This is a genomic window from Ectopseudomonas guguanensis, from assembly GCF_900104265.1.
Classification (GTDB): domain Bacteria; phylum Pseudomonadota; class Gammaproteobacteria; order Pseudomonadales; family Pseudomonadaceae; genus Aquipseudomonas; species Aquipseudomonas guguanensis.
This window is the reverse complement of sequence record NZ_FNJJ01000011.1, coordinates 136,691-149,702: the sequence shown is the minus strand read 5'-3', so window position 1 is coordinate 149,702 and position 13,012 is coordinate 136,691. Positions and strand designations below refer to the sequence as shown.

At 61.7% G+C, this 13,012-nt stretch carries 11 protein-coding genes and 1 tRNA gene; 9 read left to right on the top strand and 3 right to left on the bottom strand.

Features of this window, described 5'->3' with window-relative positions:
- Positions 1-119: 119 nt before the first annotated feature.
- Positions 120-1,109, top strand: a complete 990-nt coding sequence (locus BLS61_RS16735) for an alpha/beta fold hydrolase (protein WP_090432738.1) — start codon at positions 120-122, stop codon at positions 1,107-1,109.
- A gap of 1 nt (position 1,110) precedes the next feature.
- Here BLS61_RS16735 and BLS61_RS16730 read toward each other — a convergent pair whose 3' ends face one another.
- Positions 1,111-1,371, bottom strand: a complete 261-nt coding sequence (locus tag BLS61_RS16730) for a DUF6316 family protein (protein ID WP_090432736.1) — start codon at positions 1,369-1,371, stop codon at positions 1,111-1,113.
- 278 nt (positions 1,372-1,649) lie between these two features.
- On the opposite strand from BLS61_RS16730, the gene BLS61_RS16725 reads away from it, so the two are divergent.
- The gene (locus tag BLS61_RS16725; protein WP_090432730.1) at positions 1,650-2,606 is read left to right on the top strand and encodes a DMT family transporter; all 957 of its coding nucleotides are present in this window, start codon (positions 1,650-1,652) and stop codon (positions 2,604-2,606) included.
- A 119-nt stretch (positions 2,607-2,725) separates the two neighbouring features.
- On the opposite strand, the gene BLS61_RS16720 is transcribed toward BLS61_RS16725, so the two are convergent.
- The gene (locus tag BLS61_RS16720; RefSeq protein ID WP_090432729.1) at positions 2,726-3,193 is read right to left on the bottom strand and encodes an Lrp/AsnC family transcriptional regulator; all 468 of its coding nucleotides are present in this window, start codon (positions 3,191-3,193) and stop codon (positions 2,726-2,728) included.
- Positions 3,194-3,391: 198 nt separating this feature from the next.
- On the opposite strand from BLS61_RS16720, the gene BLS61_RS16715 reads away from it, so the two are divergent.
- From BLS61_RS16715 to BLS61_RS16700, 4 genes are all read left to right on the top strand, one after another.
- Positions 3,392-6,859, top strand: a complete 3,468-nt coding sequence (locus BLS61_RS16715) for an indolepyruvate ferredoxin oxidoreductase family protein (RefSeq protein WP_090432728.1) — start codon at positions 3,392-3,394, stop codon at positions 6,857-6,859.
- Positions 6,860-7,072: 213 nt separating this feature from the next.
- The gene (locus BLS61_RS16710; RefSeq protein ID WP_090432727.1) at positions 7,073-8,131 is read left to right on the top strand and encodes a Leu/Phe/Val dehydrogenase; all 1,059 of its coding nucleotides are present in this window, start codon (positions 7,073-7,075) and stop codon (positions 8,129-8,131) included.
- 131 nt (positions 8,132-8,262) lie between these two features.
- Positions 8,263-9,657 (top strand): sodium-dependent transporter, encoded by a 1,395-nt coding sequence (locus BLS61_RS16705; RefSeq protein ID WP_090432726.1) that lies wholly within the window; start codon positions 8,263-8,265, stop codon positions 9,655-9,657.
- A 146-nt stretch (positions 9,658-9,803) separates the two neighbouring features.
- Positions 9,804-9,878: transfer RNA gene (locus BLS61_RS16700), tRNA-Arg, on the top strand.
- 140 nt (positions 9,879-10,018) lie between these two features.
- Here the strand turns inward: BLS61_RS16700 and BLS61_RS16695 are convergent.
- Positions 10,019-10,447: a hypothetical protein gene (locus BLS61_RS16695; RefSeq protein ID WP_244157971.1), complete on the bottom strand. Its 429-nt coding sequence runs from the start codon at positions 10,445-10,447 to the stop codon at positions 10,019-10,021.
- 285 nt (positions 10,448-10,732) lie between these two features.
- On the opposite strand from BLS61_RS16695, the gene BLS61_RS16690 reads away from it, so the two are divergent.
- From BLS61_RS16690 to BLS61_RS16680, 3 genes are all read left to right on the top strand, one after another.
- Complete coding sequence (locus tag BLS61_RS16690) at positions 10,733-11,074, top strand: hypothetical protein (RefSeq protein WP_090432724.1); 342 nt, start codon at positions 10,733-10,735, stop codon at positions 11,072-11,074.
- A gap of 170 nt (positions 11,075-11,244) precedes the next feature.
- Positions 11,245-11,517, top strand: coding sequence for a hypothetical protein (locus BLS61_RS16685; protein WP_090432722.1), 273 nt, complete (start codon positions 11,245-11,247; stop codon positions 11,515-11,517).
- A 43-nt stretch (positions 11,518-11,560) separates the two neighbouring features.
- Positions 11,561-12,991 (top strand): KAP family P-loop NTPase fold protein, encoded by a 1,431-nt coding sequence (locus BLS61_RS16680; RefSeq protein WP_090432720.1) that lies wholly within the window; start codon positions 11,561-11,563, stop codon positions 12,989-12,991.
- Positions 12,992-13,012: the final 21 nt, after the last annotated feature.

Sequence of the window (13,012 nt, the reverse complement as noted above, 5' to 3'; positions counted from 1 at the left end):
CACCGTGCGGCTGACCGTTCGTCCTCCTTCATCAAACTGTCATGCTTGTGTGGCAGCGCCGTCGAACGACTTTCACCAGAATCGCGCTCCACTGGGGGTTTGCGTTTCTGGTGTTTTTCATGCGTGCATTCATTTTTGTGGTCGCCATGCTGTGCGGCCTGCCGTCTTTTGCGGCCAACCGTTGTGATCTTTCCGAATCGACGCGATACGCCGATGTCGGCGACGTGCGCCTGGCCTACCAGAGCGTCGGCAGCGAGCATGACCCGGCTCTGCTGTTGGTCATGGGCCTGGGCGGGCAACTGATCCATTGGCCTGACGAGGTGGTCGAGCGCCTCTGCCAGCAGGGCTTTCGCGTGGTGCGTTTCGACAATCGCGATGTCGGCCTGAGCACCTGGCGCAAGCCGGCGCCGAGCATCAATCTGCCTTATGAGGTGCTGCGCTACCGGCTGGGCCTGTCGCTCGGTGCGCCTTATCACCTGCGCGACATGGCCGGCGATGCCCTGGGGCTGATGGACAGTCTCGGTGTCGATGCCTTCCATGTGCTGGGCGCGAGTATGGGCGGGATGATCGCCCAGCATCTGGCGGATCTGGCGCCGCAGCGGGTATTGAGCCTGACGCTGGTGATGACCAGTTCGGGCGCGCAAGGCTTGCCAGCGCCCAGCGATGCCCTGGTTGCCCTGTTGGCGCGCCGCGAGGCCGGCAGCCGTGAAGCAGCCCTGCAGCAGCAGGCCGATCTGCTCGCGGCGCTGGGCAGCCCGTCGGTGCATGATGACCGCGCCTTGCTCCTGCATCAGGCCGAGGTGGCCTACGACCGTGCCTTCAACCCCGAGGGGGTGCAGCGCCAGTTGCTGGCGATTCTTGCCGAATCGAGTCGGGTCGAGCTGCTCAATCGCCTGACAGTGCCGACCCTGGTGGTACACGGCACGGCCGACCCGCTATTGCCGGTGATGCACGGCGTGCATGTGGCCGCGCATATCAAGGGCGCCGAACTCAAGCTGATTCCGGGGCTGGCGCATCGTTTTCAGGATGCCTTCAAGGAACCGCTGCTGGCCGCGGTGTTGCCGCATCTTGCAGCGCATCGGGGCGATCTGGGGCTGGCGCGCTTGTAGTTCACAGCTCCTGGTTGTGCTTGATCGCTTCGCGGCGCTGCAGGTTGTCGATGTGCTCGCTGCTGTGGCGCAGCAGCTTGTCGGCCATGGCCATGCGCTCGATGTAGCGCGTGATGCTCTGCTCGGCATCGTGGCGGGAGAGGAAGGGGCCTTCCAGCGTGCCTTCGCGGGTGGCGAAGAAGTACTGGCCGTTGACGGCGCTCAGTCGTGAACTGCGGTAGTGCGTGCCGGGATGCGGGTCGACGGTACGTTGGCCGAACATGGCGAAAGCTCCATCTGAAGGGGCTGGATGATCTGAGTCTACTGCGAGCGAAGCGGCGCGTTTGGCAAAACGACAGATGGTCGATTTTGTCGGCCTGTTATCGTTTTTTAGCCGATTTTATGGATTTTTGGCGCCGGTCGATTGGCGGGTTGCGCGCATCGAACGGTACAGTTGCGTGCGACTACCAGGCTGAACTGTTGCTGTGTCGGTGTCCTGACCTCTCCTAGAATGGCCTGCTGCGGTCGACCTGCTCTGTCGACCGCCTGCCAGAGGTCGCCATGCACATTTCCTCCGGCCGTTGGGTATACGGCCTGCTGCTCGCCCTGATCACTTCGCTGCTCTGGGGCATCCTGCCAATCAAGCTCAAGGAAGTTCTCCAGGTCATGGACCCGGTCACGGTCACCTGGTATCGCCTGGCCGTAGCCGGTTCGCTGTTGCTGGCCTATCTCGCCGCGAGCCGCCGCCTGCCGAGCTTTCGCCCGCTCGGGCGCAAGGGTGGCTGGCTGCTGGCCCTGGCCATCGGCGGGTTGACGGCCAACTACGTGCTGTACCTGGTCGGGCTCAATCTGCTCAGCCCCGGGACCACGCAACTGGTGATCCAGGTGGCGCCGATCCTGTTGCTGATTAGCAGCCTGTTCGTCTTTCGCGAACGCTTCAGCCTGGGCCAGGCACTCGGCCTGATGGTGATGTTGCTGGGCTTCGGCCTGTTCTTCAATCAGCGCCTGGGCGAGTTGCTGACGTCGCTCACCGCCTACACCACCGGCGTGCTGACCGTGCTGGCCGCTGCCTTCGTCTGGACTTTCTACGGTCTGGCGCAGAAGCAACTGCTGACCTCGTGGAGTTCGATGCAGGTGATGATGGTCATCTACCTGGCCTGCGCGCTGCTGCTGACACCTTGGGCGCATCCCTTGCAAGTGCTGCAGCTGAGCCCGCTACAAGGCTGGCTGCTGCTGGCCTGTTGCCTGAATACCCTGGTGGCTTATGGCGCCTTCGCCGAGGCACTGGCGCACTGGGAGGCCTCAAGAGTGAGCGCGACCCTGGCGCTGACGCCGCTGGTGACCTTCGTCTCCGTGGCCCTGGCCTCGACCTGGTGGCCGGACCACGTGCTGCCCGAGCAGGTCAACTGGATCGCCTACGCGGGCGCCGTGGTGGTGGTGCTGGGCTCGGCGCTCACCGCGCTTGGCCCATCGCTGATGGCCGCAATGCGGGCGCGCAAGGGCAGGCGCCTGGCCTGATGCCGATCATTTAAGGCTGTGCGTCTCTTGTAGGGTGCGCCGTGCGCACCTGTGACGCTGGCGCCGGTATCCCGGTGCGCGCGGCGCACCCTACGCATGTATTTCCTGCAGGGCAGGGTTCAATCCAGCGGCAGCTCGGTGGTGCGTTTGACCTCGCTCATGGCGATGTGCGAGTGCGCTTCGTGCACGTGCGGGCGTTGCAGCAGGTGGTCGCGCAGGAAACGCTCGTAATCGGCGATGTCCTTGGCTACCACCTTCAGCAGGTAGTCCGAGCCGCCGGCCATGCTGTAGCACTCCAGCACCTGCGGGTAGCCGACCACGGCCTGCTCGAATTCGTCCAGATTGCCGCGGCCGTGGGCCGACAGCTTGATGTCGACGAAGATGGTGATGCCGAAGCCCAGGCGTTTGTGATTGAGCAGGGCGACCTTGCGCTCGATCAGCCCTTCTTCCTGCATGCGATGGATGCGGCGCCAGCATGGCGATTGCGACAGCTCGACTTTCTCGGCCACCTCGGCGGCGGAGAGGTCGGCATTGTGCTGCAGCAGGCGGAGAATCCGCCGGTCGATGGGACTGAGCTTGTCCTGCATGATTGTTTCCATTTTCTTGTGATTGTTGGAAGGATCATGCGAAGTATTGTCTCGGCTACCCGAAAATAGAAAGAAAAAAGCGGAACCCTCCGGTCATGCTTTAGGCAAATCCGGCGCAGCGATCCTGCGACCGGATTCAACGGAGCGTGTCTACCGTCGCGCTCCCCGTGCTCGCCATAAGAATAAAAGGAGCGCTCCATGTCACTGGCCGAAATCCGCCTGGATGACAAATACCGCCTCGCGACTGGTCACCTCTACCTGACCGGCACTCAGGCGCTCACCCGCCTGCCCATGCTGCAGAAGCAGCGTGATGCCGCCTTCGGACTCAATACCGCCTGCTTCATCTCCGGCTATCGCGGCTCGCCCCTGGGCGGCCTGGACAAGAGCCTGTGGGACGCGCGCGAGTACCTCAAGCAGAACCACATCCACTTCCAGCCCGGCGTCAACGAAGAGCTGGGCGCCACCGCAGTGTGGGGCAGCCAGCAGGCCAACCTGTTCCCCGGCGCCCGCTATGACGGCGTGTTCGCCATGTGGTACGGCAAGGGCCCGGGCGTCGACCGCAGTGGTGATGTGTTCAAGCACGGCAACTCGGCCGGGGTTTCCAAGCATGGCGGCGTGTTGCTGCTGGCCGGCGACGACCATGGCTGCAAGTCCTCGACCATTGCCCACCAGAGCGAGCACGCCTTCATCGCCGCCTCGATTCCGGTGCTCAACCCGGCCAACGTCCAGGAAATTCTCGACTACGGCATCATCGGCTGGGAGCTGTCGCGCTACAGCGGCTGCTGGGTGGCGCTGAAGACCATCGCCGAGAACGTTGATTCCTCGGCCGTGGTGGATGTCGATCCGCTGCGCATTCAGGTGAAGATTCCCGAGGATTTCCAGCTGCCGGAAGACGGCGTGCACATCCGCTGGCCCGATCCGCCCCTGGCGCAGGAAAAGCGCCTGAACATGTACAAGATCTACGCCGCGCGCGCCTTCGCCCTGGCCAACAACCTCAACCAGATCAAGCTGGATTCGCCCAACCCGCGTCTGGGCATCATCACCACCGGCAAGTCCTACCTCGACGTGCGCCAGGCCCTGGATGACCTAGGCCTGGACGAAGCACTGTGCGCCAGGGTCGGCCTGCGCGTGCTCAAGGTCGGCATGAGCTGGCCGCTGGAGCCGGTTTCGGTGCACCAGTTCGCCGAGGGGCTGGACGAAATCCTGGTGGTGGAAGAGAAGCGCAGCGTCATCGAGGACCAACTGACCGGCCAGCTCTACAACTGGCCGGTAGGCAAGCGTCCACGGGTGGTCGGCGAGTTCGATGAACAGGGTAATTCGCTGCTGCCGAACCTGGGCGAACTGACTCCGGCGATGATCGCCCGGGTGATCGCCAAGCGCCTTGCGCCGATCTATAGCAGCCCCACCATCGAGGAGCGCCTGGCCTTCCTCGACGCCAAGGAAAAGGCCCTGGCTGCGCCCAAGCACAAGACCGTACGCACCCCGCATTTCTGCTCCGGCTGCCCGCACAACAGCTCGACCAAGGTGCCGCAAGGCAGCCGCGCCCTCGGTGGTATCGGCTGCCACTACATGACCCAGTGGATGGATCGCAGCACCGACACCTTCACCCAGATGGGCGGCGAGGGCGCCACCTGGATCGGCCAGGCGCCATTCACCGACACGCCGCACGTGTTCCAGAACCTCGGTGACGGCACCTACTTCCACTCCGGCCATCTGGCCCTGCGCGCGGCCGTGGCCGCCGGGGTCAACATCACCTACAAGATCCTCTACAACGACGCGGTGGCCATGACTGGCGGCCAGCCCATCGACGGCGAGCTGCGTATCGACCAGCTCAGCCAGCAGGTGCACGCCGAGGGCGTCAAGCGCATCGCCCTGGTCAGCGACGAGCCGGACAAGTACCCGACCCGCGCCACCTTCGCGCCGGGCGTGACCTTCCATCACCGCCGCGAGCTGGACGCCGTGCAGCGCGAGCTGCGCGAGTTCAAGGGCGTATCGGTGATCCTCTACGACCAGACCTGCGCCACCGAGAAACGGCGTCGGCGCAAGCGCGGCAAGATGGTCGACCCGGCCAAGCGCGCCTTCATCAACCCGGCGGTGTGCGAAGGCTGCGGCGACTGCAGCGTGAAATCCAACTGCCTGTCCGTGCTGCCGCTGGAAACCGAACTGGGGCGCAAGCGCGAGATCGACCAGAGCGCCTGCAACAAGGACTTCAGCTGCCTGGAAGGCTTCTGCCCGAGCTTCGTCACCGTGCATGGCGGCAGCCTGCGCAAGCCCGAGGCCGTTGGCCTGGGCGCGCTGTTCATCGCCCTGCCGGAGCCGAAACAACCGGCCCTGAGCCGACCCTGGAACATCCTCCTGCCCGGTGTCGGCGGCAGCGGCGTGACCACCGTCGGTGCCCTGCTGGGCATGGCCGCGCACATCGAAGGCAAGGGCTGCACCGTGCTCGATCAGGCCGGCCTGGCGCAGAAGTTCGGCCCGGTGATCACCCACATTCGCATCGCCGCACGGCAGAGCGACATCTACGCGGTGCGCATCGCCGCTGGGGAAACCGATCTGTTGCTGGGTTGCGATCTGGTGGTGTCTGCCAGTGAAGAGGCACTGGCCAAGCTCAACGACAAGATTGCCCATGCGGTGATCAACAGCCATGAGGCGCCTACCGCCGAGTTCACCCGCAACCCGGATGCCCAGGTGCCCGGCGCTGCGATGCGCGAGGCGATCAGCGAGGCAGTGGGCGAGGGCAAGACCCGCTTCGTCGATGCCACGCGCCTGGCCACCCGCCTGCTCGGCGACAGCATCGCCACCAACCTGTTCATGCTCGGCTACGCCTACCAGAAAGGGTTGGTACCGGTATCGGCCGAGGCGATCAACAAGGCCATCGAACTCAATGGCGTGGCCATCGAACTCAATCAGCAGGCGTTTCTCTGGGGCCGTCGCGCTGCGCACGATCTGGCCGCGGTGGAGAAAGTCGCCGCGCCCAAGGTGGTCGAGGCGCCGCATTGCAGCACGCTGGAGGAAATCGTCAGGGACCGCATGCAGCGCCTGACCGCCTACCAGAACGCCGCCTATGCCGAGCGCTATCGCGAACTGGTCGAGCGCGTGCGCAAGGTCGACTCCGATGCCGAGCAGCGCCTGAGCAAGGCCGTGGCGCGCTACTACTTCAAGCTGCTGGCCTACAAGGACGAGTACGAAGTGGCGCGGCTGTACAGCGATGCGACCTTCCGCAAGCAGCTCGAAGCCCAGTTCGAAGGCGGCTACCGCCTGCAGTTCCACCTGGCACCGAGCTGGCTGAGCAAGCCGGACGCCGCCACCGGCGAGCCGCGCAAGCGCAGCTTCGGGCCCTGGATGCTCAAGGCCTTCGGCGTACTGGCACGCTTCAAGTTCCTGCGTGGCAGCGTGCTCGATCCGTTCGGCCACAGCGCCGAGCGCCGTCTGGAACGCGAGCTGATCGAGGAGTACGAGGCCAACGTGGCCTACCTGCTCGCCGAGCTCAATGCCGGCAACTACCGCACCGCGGTGGCGCTGGCCGAGATTCCCGAGCAGATCCGCGGCTACGGTCACGTCAAGGAAGCGGCGCTGGCCAAGGCGCGCGAACAGGCGACGCAGCTCAAGGCGCGCCTGACCGTCAGCGAAATCGCCGCGGTGCAGCTGTTCGAACCAGCTGCCTGACGAATCACCCCTTGCCGTCCTCTTCCTTTCCCCTGAGGGGAGAGGGCGGCCTTTTACATGATCACGGAGCGCTTTTTGTGGGAGCGGCTTTAGCCGCGAATGGCCTGTGAAACCCCTAAAAAGCATCGCGGCTAAAGCCGCTCCCACGGGGTAACCGTGCGTACAACACCAGTAAGGGCAGCCGTTTGGCGTGCCCAGATTTGAGGAAACAGCATGTCCGTCTTCGCCCACGTCGACTTCGATCAGCACGAGCAGGTGGTCTACGGCCACGACAAGGCCAGCGGCCTGAAAGCCATCATCGCCATCCACGACAGCACGCTCGGCCCGGCGCTGGGCGGCTGCCGCATGTGGAACTACGCCACCGACGAGGAGGCGCTGCGCGACGTGCTGCGCCTGTCGCGCGGCATGACCTACAAGTCCGCCCTGGCGCGCCTGCCGCTGGGCGGCGGCAAGGCGGTGATCATCGGCGACCCGCACACCGGCAAGAGCGAGGCGCTGTTCCAGGCCATGGGCGATTTCGTCGACAGCCTCGGCGGGCGCTACATCACCGCGGCGGACTCCGGCACCGGCGTGGCCGAGATGCGCATCATGGCCGAGCGCACCCGCCACGTCGCCGGCGCCGGCCAGCGCGAGGCCTTCGGTGGCGGCAGTCGTGACGGCGATCCATCGCCGTCCACCGCCTATGGCGTGTTCATCGGTATCCAGGCGGCGGTGGCGCATCGCCTGGGGCGTCAGGATCTCTCCGGCATCCGTGTGGCCATCCAGGGCGTGGGGCAGGTCGGCTTCGGCCTGGCCAAGCTGCTCAAGGAGGCCGGCGCGCAGCTATGGGTGACCGATATCCAGGCCGCCAACGTGCAGCGCGCGGTCGCCCAGCTCGGCGCCACCGCCGTCGGCCAGCACGACATCTACGGTCTCGACGTGGATGTGTTCGCGCCCTGCGCGCTTGGCGCCATCGTCAACCTGCAGACGCTGGAAGCGCTGCGCGCGCCGATCATCGCCGGCGCTGCCAACAACCAGCTTGCCGACGCCAGCCTGGCCGAGGTGCTGCGGCGCCGCGAGTGCCTGTACGCGCCTGATTACGCGATCAACGCCGGCGGCATCATCGACGTCTGCTACGAGCGCACCGGTGGCAGCGCGGCCCAGCTCAAGGCACATATCGAAGGCATCGGCCCGACCCTGACGGAAATCTTCCAGCGCGCCGAACGTGAAGGCGCGACCACCGCGGCGATTGCCGACCGCATGGCCCGCGAGCGCCTGCAGGGCGGTCTGTGAGCCATGCATAGGCAATAACGCTGGTGCGCACGGCGCACCCTACTAGCTGAGGTGCGTCGCGCGCACCAAGCGGGGTGGCCCGACCACCCCAGGCTTCTGACTTTTTCACAACAACAAGAGGGCAAGTCCCGATGAGTCAAGACAGCATCGCCGCCGGCACCTTCGCCGGTGCCTCCAGCAGCGCCGGCCGAGGCTTGTGGTCCTCGCGCTGGGTGTTCTTTCTCGCCGCCACCGGCTCGGCCGTGGGCCTGGGCAATATCTGGAAGTTCCCCTATATCACCGGGCAGAACGGTGGCGGCGCCTTCGTCCTGGTCTACCTGGCGTGCATCCTGGCCATCGGCATTCCGCTGCTGATGACCGAAGTGATGATCGGCCGTCGCGGCCGTGCCAACCCGGAAGGCGCCTTCGCCGCACTGGCCAGGGAGGCGCGGGCGAGTCGGCATTGGCGCTGGCTGGGCACGCTGGTGGTGCTGACCGGCTTTCTCATCCTCAGTTTCTACACGGTGATCGCCGGTTGGGCCGTGGCCTACACACCCACGGCCATGACCGGCGGTTTCACGGCCCTGAACGGGGAGAGCAGTGGTGCGCTGTTCGGCGCCATGCTGGCCGACCCCTGGAAGTTGGTCGGCTACGGCAGCCTGGTGCTGGTACTGACCCTCGGTATCGTCGCCTTCGGTGTGCGCGGCGGCCTGGAGCGCTCGCTGCGTTTCCTCATGCCGGGGCTGTTCGTCCTGCTGCTGGTGCTGGTGGGCTACGCCGCCACCACCGGGCATTTCATGCAGGCGGTGCACTTTCTCTTCGACGCCGACTTCAGCAAGCTCAGCGCCGCGGGCGTGCTGGCCGCGCTGGGCCATGCCTTCTTCACCCTGAGCCTGGCCAGCGGCGCGATGATGGCCTACGGCTCCTACCTGCCGGCCGGCACCTCGATCGCCAGGACCGCGCTGCTGGTGGCCCTGGCCGATACCGGCGTGGCATTGCTGGCCGGCCTGGCGATCTTTCCGCTGGTATTCGCCAATGGCCTGGAGCCGGGCGCGGGGCCGGGGCTGATCTTCGTCACCCTGCCTATCGCCTTCGGCCAGATGCCCCTGGGCCAGCTGGTGGGCGGGCTGTTCTTCATCATGCTGGCGATCGCCGCGCTGACCTCGGCGATTTCCCTGAGCGAGCCGACCATCGCCTGGCTGACCGAGAAGTTCGGCATCAGCCGTTTCAAGGCGGTGGCGCTCAGCGGTATCGCCCTGTGGCTGCTGAGCCTGGGCACGGTGCTGTCGTTCAATGCCTGGAGCGAGGTGACCCTGCTGGGCAAGACCTTCTTCGACAGCCTGGACTTTCTCACCAGCAACCTGCTGATGCCGCTGGGCGGCCTGGCCACCGTGCTGTTCGCCGGCTGGGCGCTGAGCCGCAAGCTGGTGCAGGAGTCCATCGGCATCGAGCAGCCGCAGTTGTTCGCGCTGTGGTGGCAGGTGCTGCGCGTGATCACCCCGCTGGGAATCCTGGTGGTGTTCCTGCACAGCCTCGGGCTGTTCTGAGTGAGGCAGCGCCCACCCCCGAGGCGGATGGGCTCGATGTGGACTCGTCGCGCTTTTGTCGCGCTGCAAGCTTGGCTGCGGCATGACAAAAGCGCGCGACGCCGCTAAGATGCGCCCGGCCTTTGCGACACCGCTCGCTGGGCTGGGTCCCCTTAGTTCAACGGATAGAATAAGCCCCTCCTAAGGGCTAGATGCTGGTTCGATTCCAGCAGGGGACGCCATCGATTTTTTCTCGGATGCTCCCACATCCTCCCGAATAAGACGGGAACTAAGACAAACCGGCCATTCGAGCCGGTTTTCTTTTGCCTGAATATGTTGGTTCGATATGGGAGCGTACTCCCTACCAGCCTGACAATGCAGGTTAGCCCTTCGAGTCCCAGCCATTCACCTGGCCATCATCTAGGGTGATGCGCAGTCCGTACCGGTTTTTGCCCTGCGGGTAGTATTTCCAGACCTCGCGAGTCTTCGTCTTCAGGTACTTCTGGTCTACAGCGGCGGGGCGACCAATGGAGTCTATTAGCTGATCTTCACTCATTCCCTCCCAGATCGAACCCTTGAGGATCGCTTGCACGGTGGACTCATTGCTGTATTTCTTGCGGAGATAGGCGATCCGTGCAGCGTGCTGGCTTTTTTTGATGAAAACATAGGAAACACCGCCAATGATCAGCGCACCGAGCACGAACGGCCATGCTCCGGCGTCAGTGATCTTCTGGAAAACCAATACCGGTATCCCAACGAAGATGCCCAAGAAAAGAAGGGCACGCTGTTCTTTTGCGGAAATCTTGGCCATTCCGGCTTCCTTGCTGTTGGTTTGTCCGGGAGTCTAAACCAGGAGACAAGTAGCGACCATGGATCAGGCTCTGAGCCGAATCAGACGCCGATCCTGGGGCTTTTCCAAACTGGGCTGTTCAAGATTTTTCGTCGAAGAGCGATGGTCGCGCCCCAGGACTATCTGAGCTGTCCTGAGCTTCCAATTGCGGTATGGGGTATTCGATCTGTTGCTGCTCTTGGTCATCGCGGTAAATCTCCTAAAATTTGAGGAGCTTAGCTTTCAGGCCAGTATGGCGAGGCCATCGTGGCGCACCGTGCGGATATGCGGTGCTCGTGCGGCCTGACCAAAAAGCTACTGGAAGAGTTGGAGCAACTGACGGATCACCGCGACCTGGCAGAGTCACTGGGCGAGATGATGCGCAGCCCGGACGCCTTCGGGAACGACCGGCTGAGCGACCTTTACCACAAGATCATTGCGCTACCGAACCGCACCAAGATCATGCGAGAGCTGGCCGAGACGCTGAAGACACTGATCACCCTAGAGCGCCAGGCCTACAACCTCGACGAGCAGGAGCATGAAGAACCCTACGAGGAACGGTTGCGACGATTGTTGGGGGGATGGCTAAGGCGGCGGTCTCACTGGTAATGAATGGGCGCTGATAACCCTATGGTGCCTAACGATAAGTACAGCGAGCTGCTGAGGAAAAGAACGCTTGAATACTTTCGAACAGTGTGTTTCGGGGCTTGAGGCCGTTGTCGAGGATGGCAAAAGGCTGGCATGATCTGTTCCCATTGAGAACGAAAGGAAGTTGATCAATGGGCCTTCAATGGAATGAGTTCGAGCTACCGGGTAAGAAGCTTCCGCAATGGAAGCGCACCTTTGCCGTAGATCAAGAGACCGGCCAGGTTTTCGTAGCCGCAGCCCTTACTGGCGATGCCGAGTACCTCGTGTGGGCCTGCGCATCTAGTGATGGTATGCCTACCTATACCCGAAACGATCACTACTACGTTCCTGCGGAATGGATGGCGAGCGAGTTTTCGCACACCAAGCCTATGTGTGAAGCCATTACGGCTGCCGCCGATAATTAATTTTCTCTTGCAATAACTCTAACTTTTTATTTTGGAGTCTTGTATGGCATTGCTGCAAGAAGAACCGTGGTTCAAGGATAAGATGGATAGGGAGGGCGTGGCTAAGTTCCTGACCAACTATCTGGATACCAACGAAGACTTAAAGGTTCTGAATGTGAATGCCCCCTGGGGGGCTGGTAAAACATTCTTCTTGCAGAACTGGCATGACGCATTACTTCAGGAGCGTGCGGTTATCTACTTCAATGCATGGACGCATGATTATGCAGGTGATGCTTTTGTAGCACTCACCGCAGCAATCAATGATGCGCTTCTCGAGTTCATCCCAACCGGAAAGGCTGAGGAAGCTCTACGTGATTTCAGAAGTAAAGCGACTAGCGTAATTCTGGCTGCTACACCTGCATTGGCCAAGGGGGTTATTAAGAAGTTTACAGGGGTAGACGTTGCAGCAATAACTGAGAAAATTGACTCCGAAGCACTTGCAGATGCTGCTGAAAAAGCCCTGGATAATCTGCTGCAAAGTAATAAAGAAACAATGCAGGTCGTTGAGAATTTCAAGGTTCGATTTGCAGCATTAGCTTTAGAGGCAGCTGCCAATCAAGCTGTTAAGTACGAGACAGAATCACGCCCGCTCTACATCTTCATAGATGAGTTAGATCGATGCAGACCAACTTTTTCCATCGAGCTACTGGAAAGAATTAAGCATTTTTTTGATGTCGAAAATTGCAAGTTCATTATTGCGTGCGATGTTGCTCAGCTCAGGCACTCCATAGGTGCGATTTATGGGGTGGGTTTTGAAGGTGATAAATATCTCAAAAGGTTCTTTGATGCTGAGTACTCGCTAAGCTTTGATAACACCGAGAAGTGGTTGCAGGCCCAGGAGTTAAATTTTGGTAGTGTGTCTTTGCCACCTATAAGGCTTCATGATATTCGGCATAGATATTCGGCGAGTGGCGATAGAAACTTTGTTGCTCCCGCCTCAGACGCGGTTCTGGCTGGGCAGTATAACCTGAATGAGCTTCAGGCTATTTTGTATTCCATATCTTCTACTTTCAAGCTAAAGCCGCGTGAGTTGGAGAAATGCCTTAGGCAGCTAAAAGCTATTAGCTCTTCGGTTAAGCCTGCAGCTGTAGAGATTTTTTTCGCTTTCTACCTAATCGTCCTGAGAGATGAGGCACCGCACCTCTACAGAAGGGTTGTTGCGCACAATGATCCTGATGCATGGCAGGAAATATGTAAAACCTATCCCGCCAGATCTTTGTATTATGGAGGTAGCAATGAGGAGGTACATAGTACTGCTAAGCGCTATTTTACATGTCTTCACTCGACGGCAGAGTCTATGCGCGAAATGATTCATGCTGACAATCAGCATAATACACTACACTCTCACGTGATTTGGCTTTTCAATGGTCCTAATTGCATTGCAATGATGAAGCAATATCTGGCGCTGGTGGATCTTTCCCATAGCCTTGAATGACTTTGTATCTTTGCCTTGATT

Excerpts from the sequence above, each read along its gene's own strand:
- BLS61_RS16705 (WP_090432726.1), top strand. The coding sequence starts at position 8,263 with ATGAGTCAAGACAGCATCGCCGCCGGCACCTTCGCCGGTGCCTCCAGC.
- BLS61_RS16695 (WP_244157971.1), bottom strand. The coding sequence starts at position 10,447 with ATGGCCAAGATTTCCGCAAAAGAACAGCGTGCCCTTCTTTTCTTGGGC.
- BLS61_RS16725 (WP_090432730.1), top strand. The coding sequence starts at position 1,650 with ATGCACATTTCCTCCGGCCGTTGGGTATACGGCCTGCTGCTCGCCCTG.
- BLS61_RS16715 (WP_090432728.1), top strand. The coding sequence starts at position 3,392 with ATGTCACTGGCCGAAATCCGCCTGGATGACAAATACCGCCTCGCGACT.
- BLS61_RS16710 (WP_090432727.1), top strand. The coding sequence starts at position 7,073 with ATGTCCGTCTTCGCCCACGTCGACTTCGATCAGCACGAGCAGGTGGTC.
- BLS61_RS16735 (WP_090432738.1), top strand. The coding sequence starts at position 120 with ATGCGTGCATTCATTTTTGTGGTCGCCATGCTGTGCGGCCTGCCGTCT.
- BLS61_RS16730 (WP_090432736.1), bottom strand. The coding sequence starts at position 1,371 with ATGTTCGGCCAACGTACCGTCGACCCGCATCCCGGCACGCACTACCGC.
- BLS61_RS16680 (WP_090432720.1), top strand. The coding sequence starts at position 11,561 with ATGGCATTGCTGCAAGAAGAACCGTGGTTCAAGGATAAGATGGATAGG.
- BLS61_RS16720 (WP_090432729.1), bottom strand. The coding sequence starts at position 3,193 with ATGCAGGACAAGCTCAGTCCCATCGACCGGCGGATTCTCCGCCTGCTG.
- BLS61_RS16685 (WP_090432722.1), top strand. The coding sequence starts at position 11,245 with ATGGGCCTTCAATGGAATGAGTTCGAGCTACCGGGTAAGAAGCTTCCG.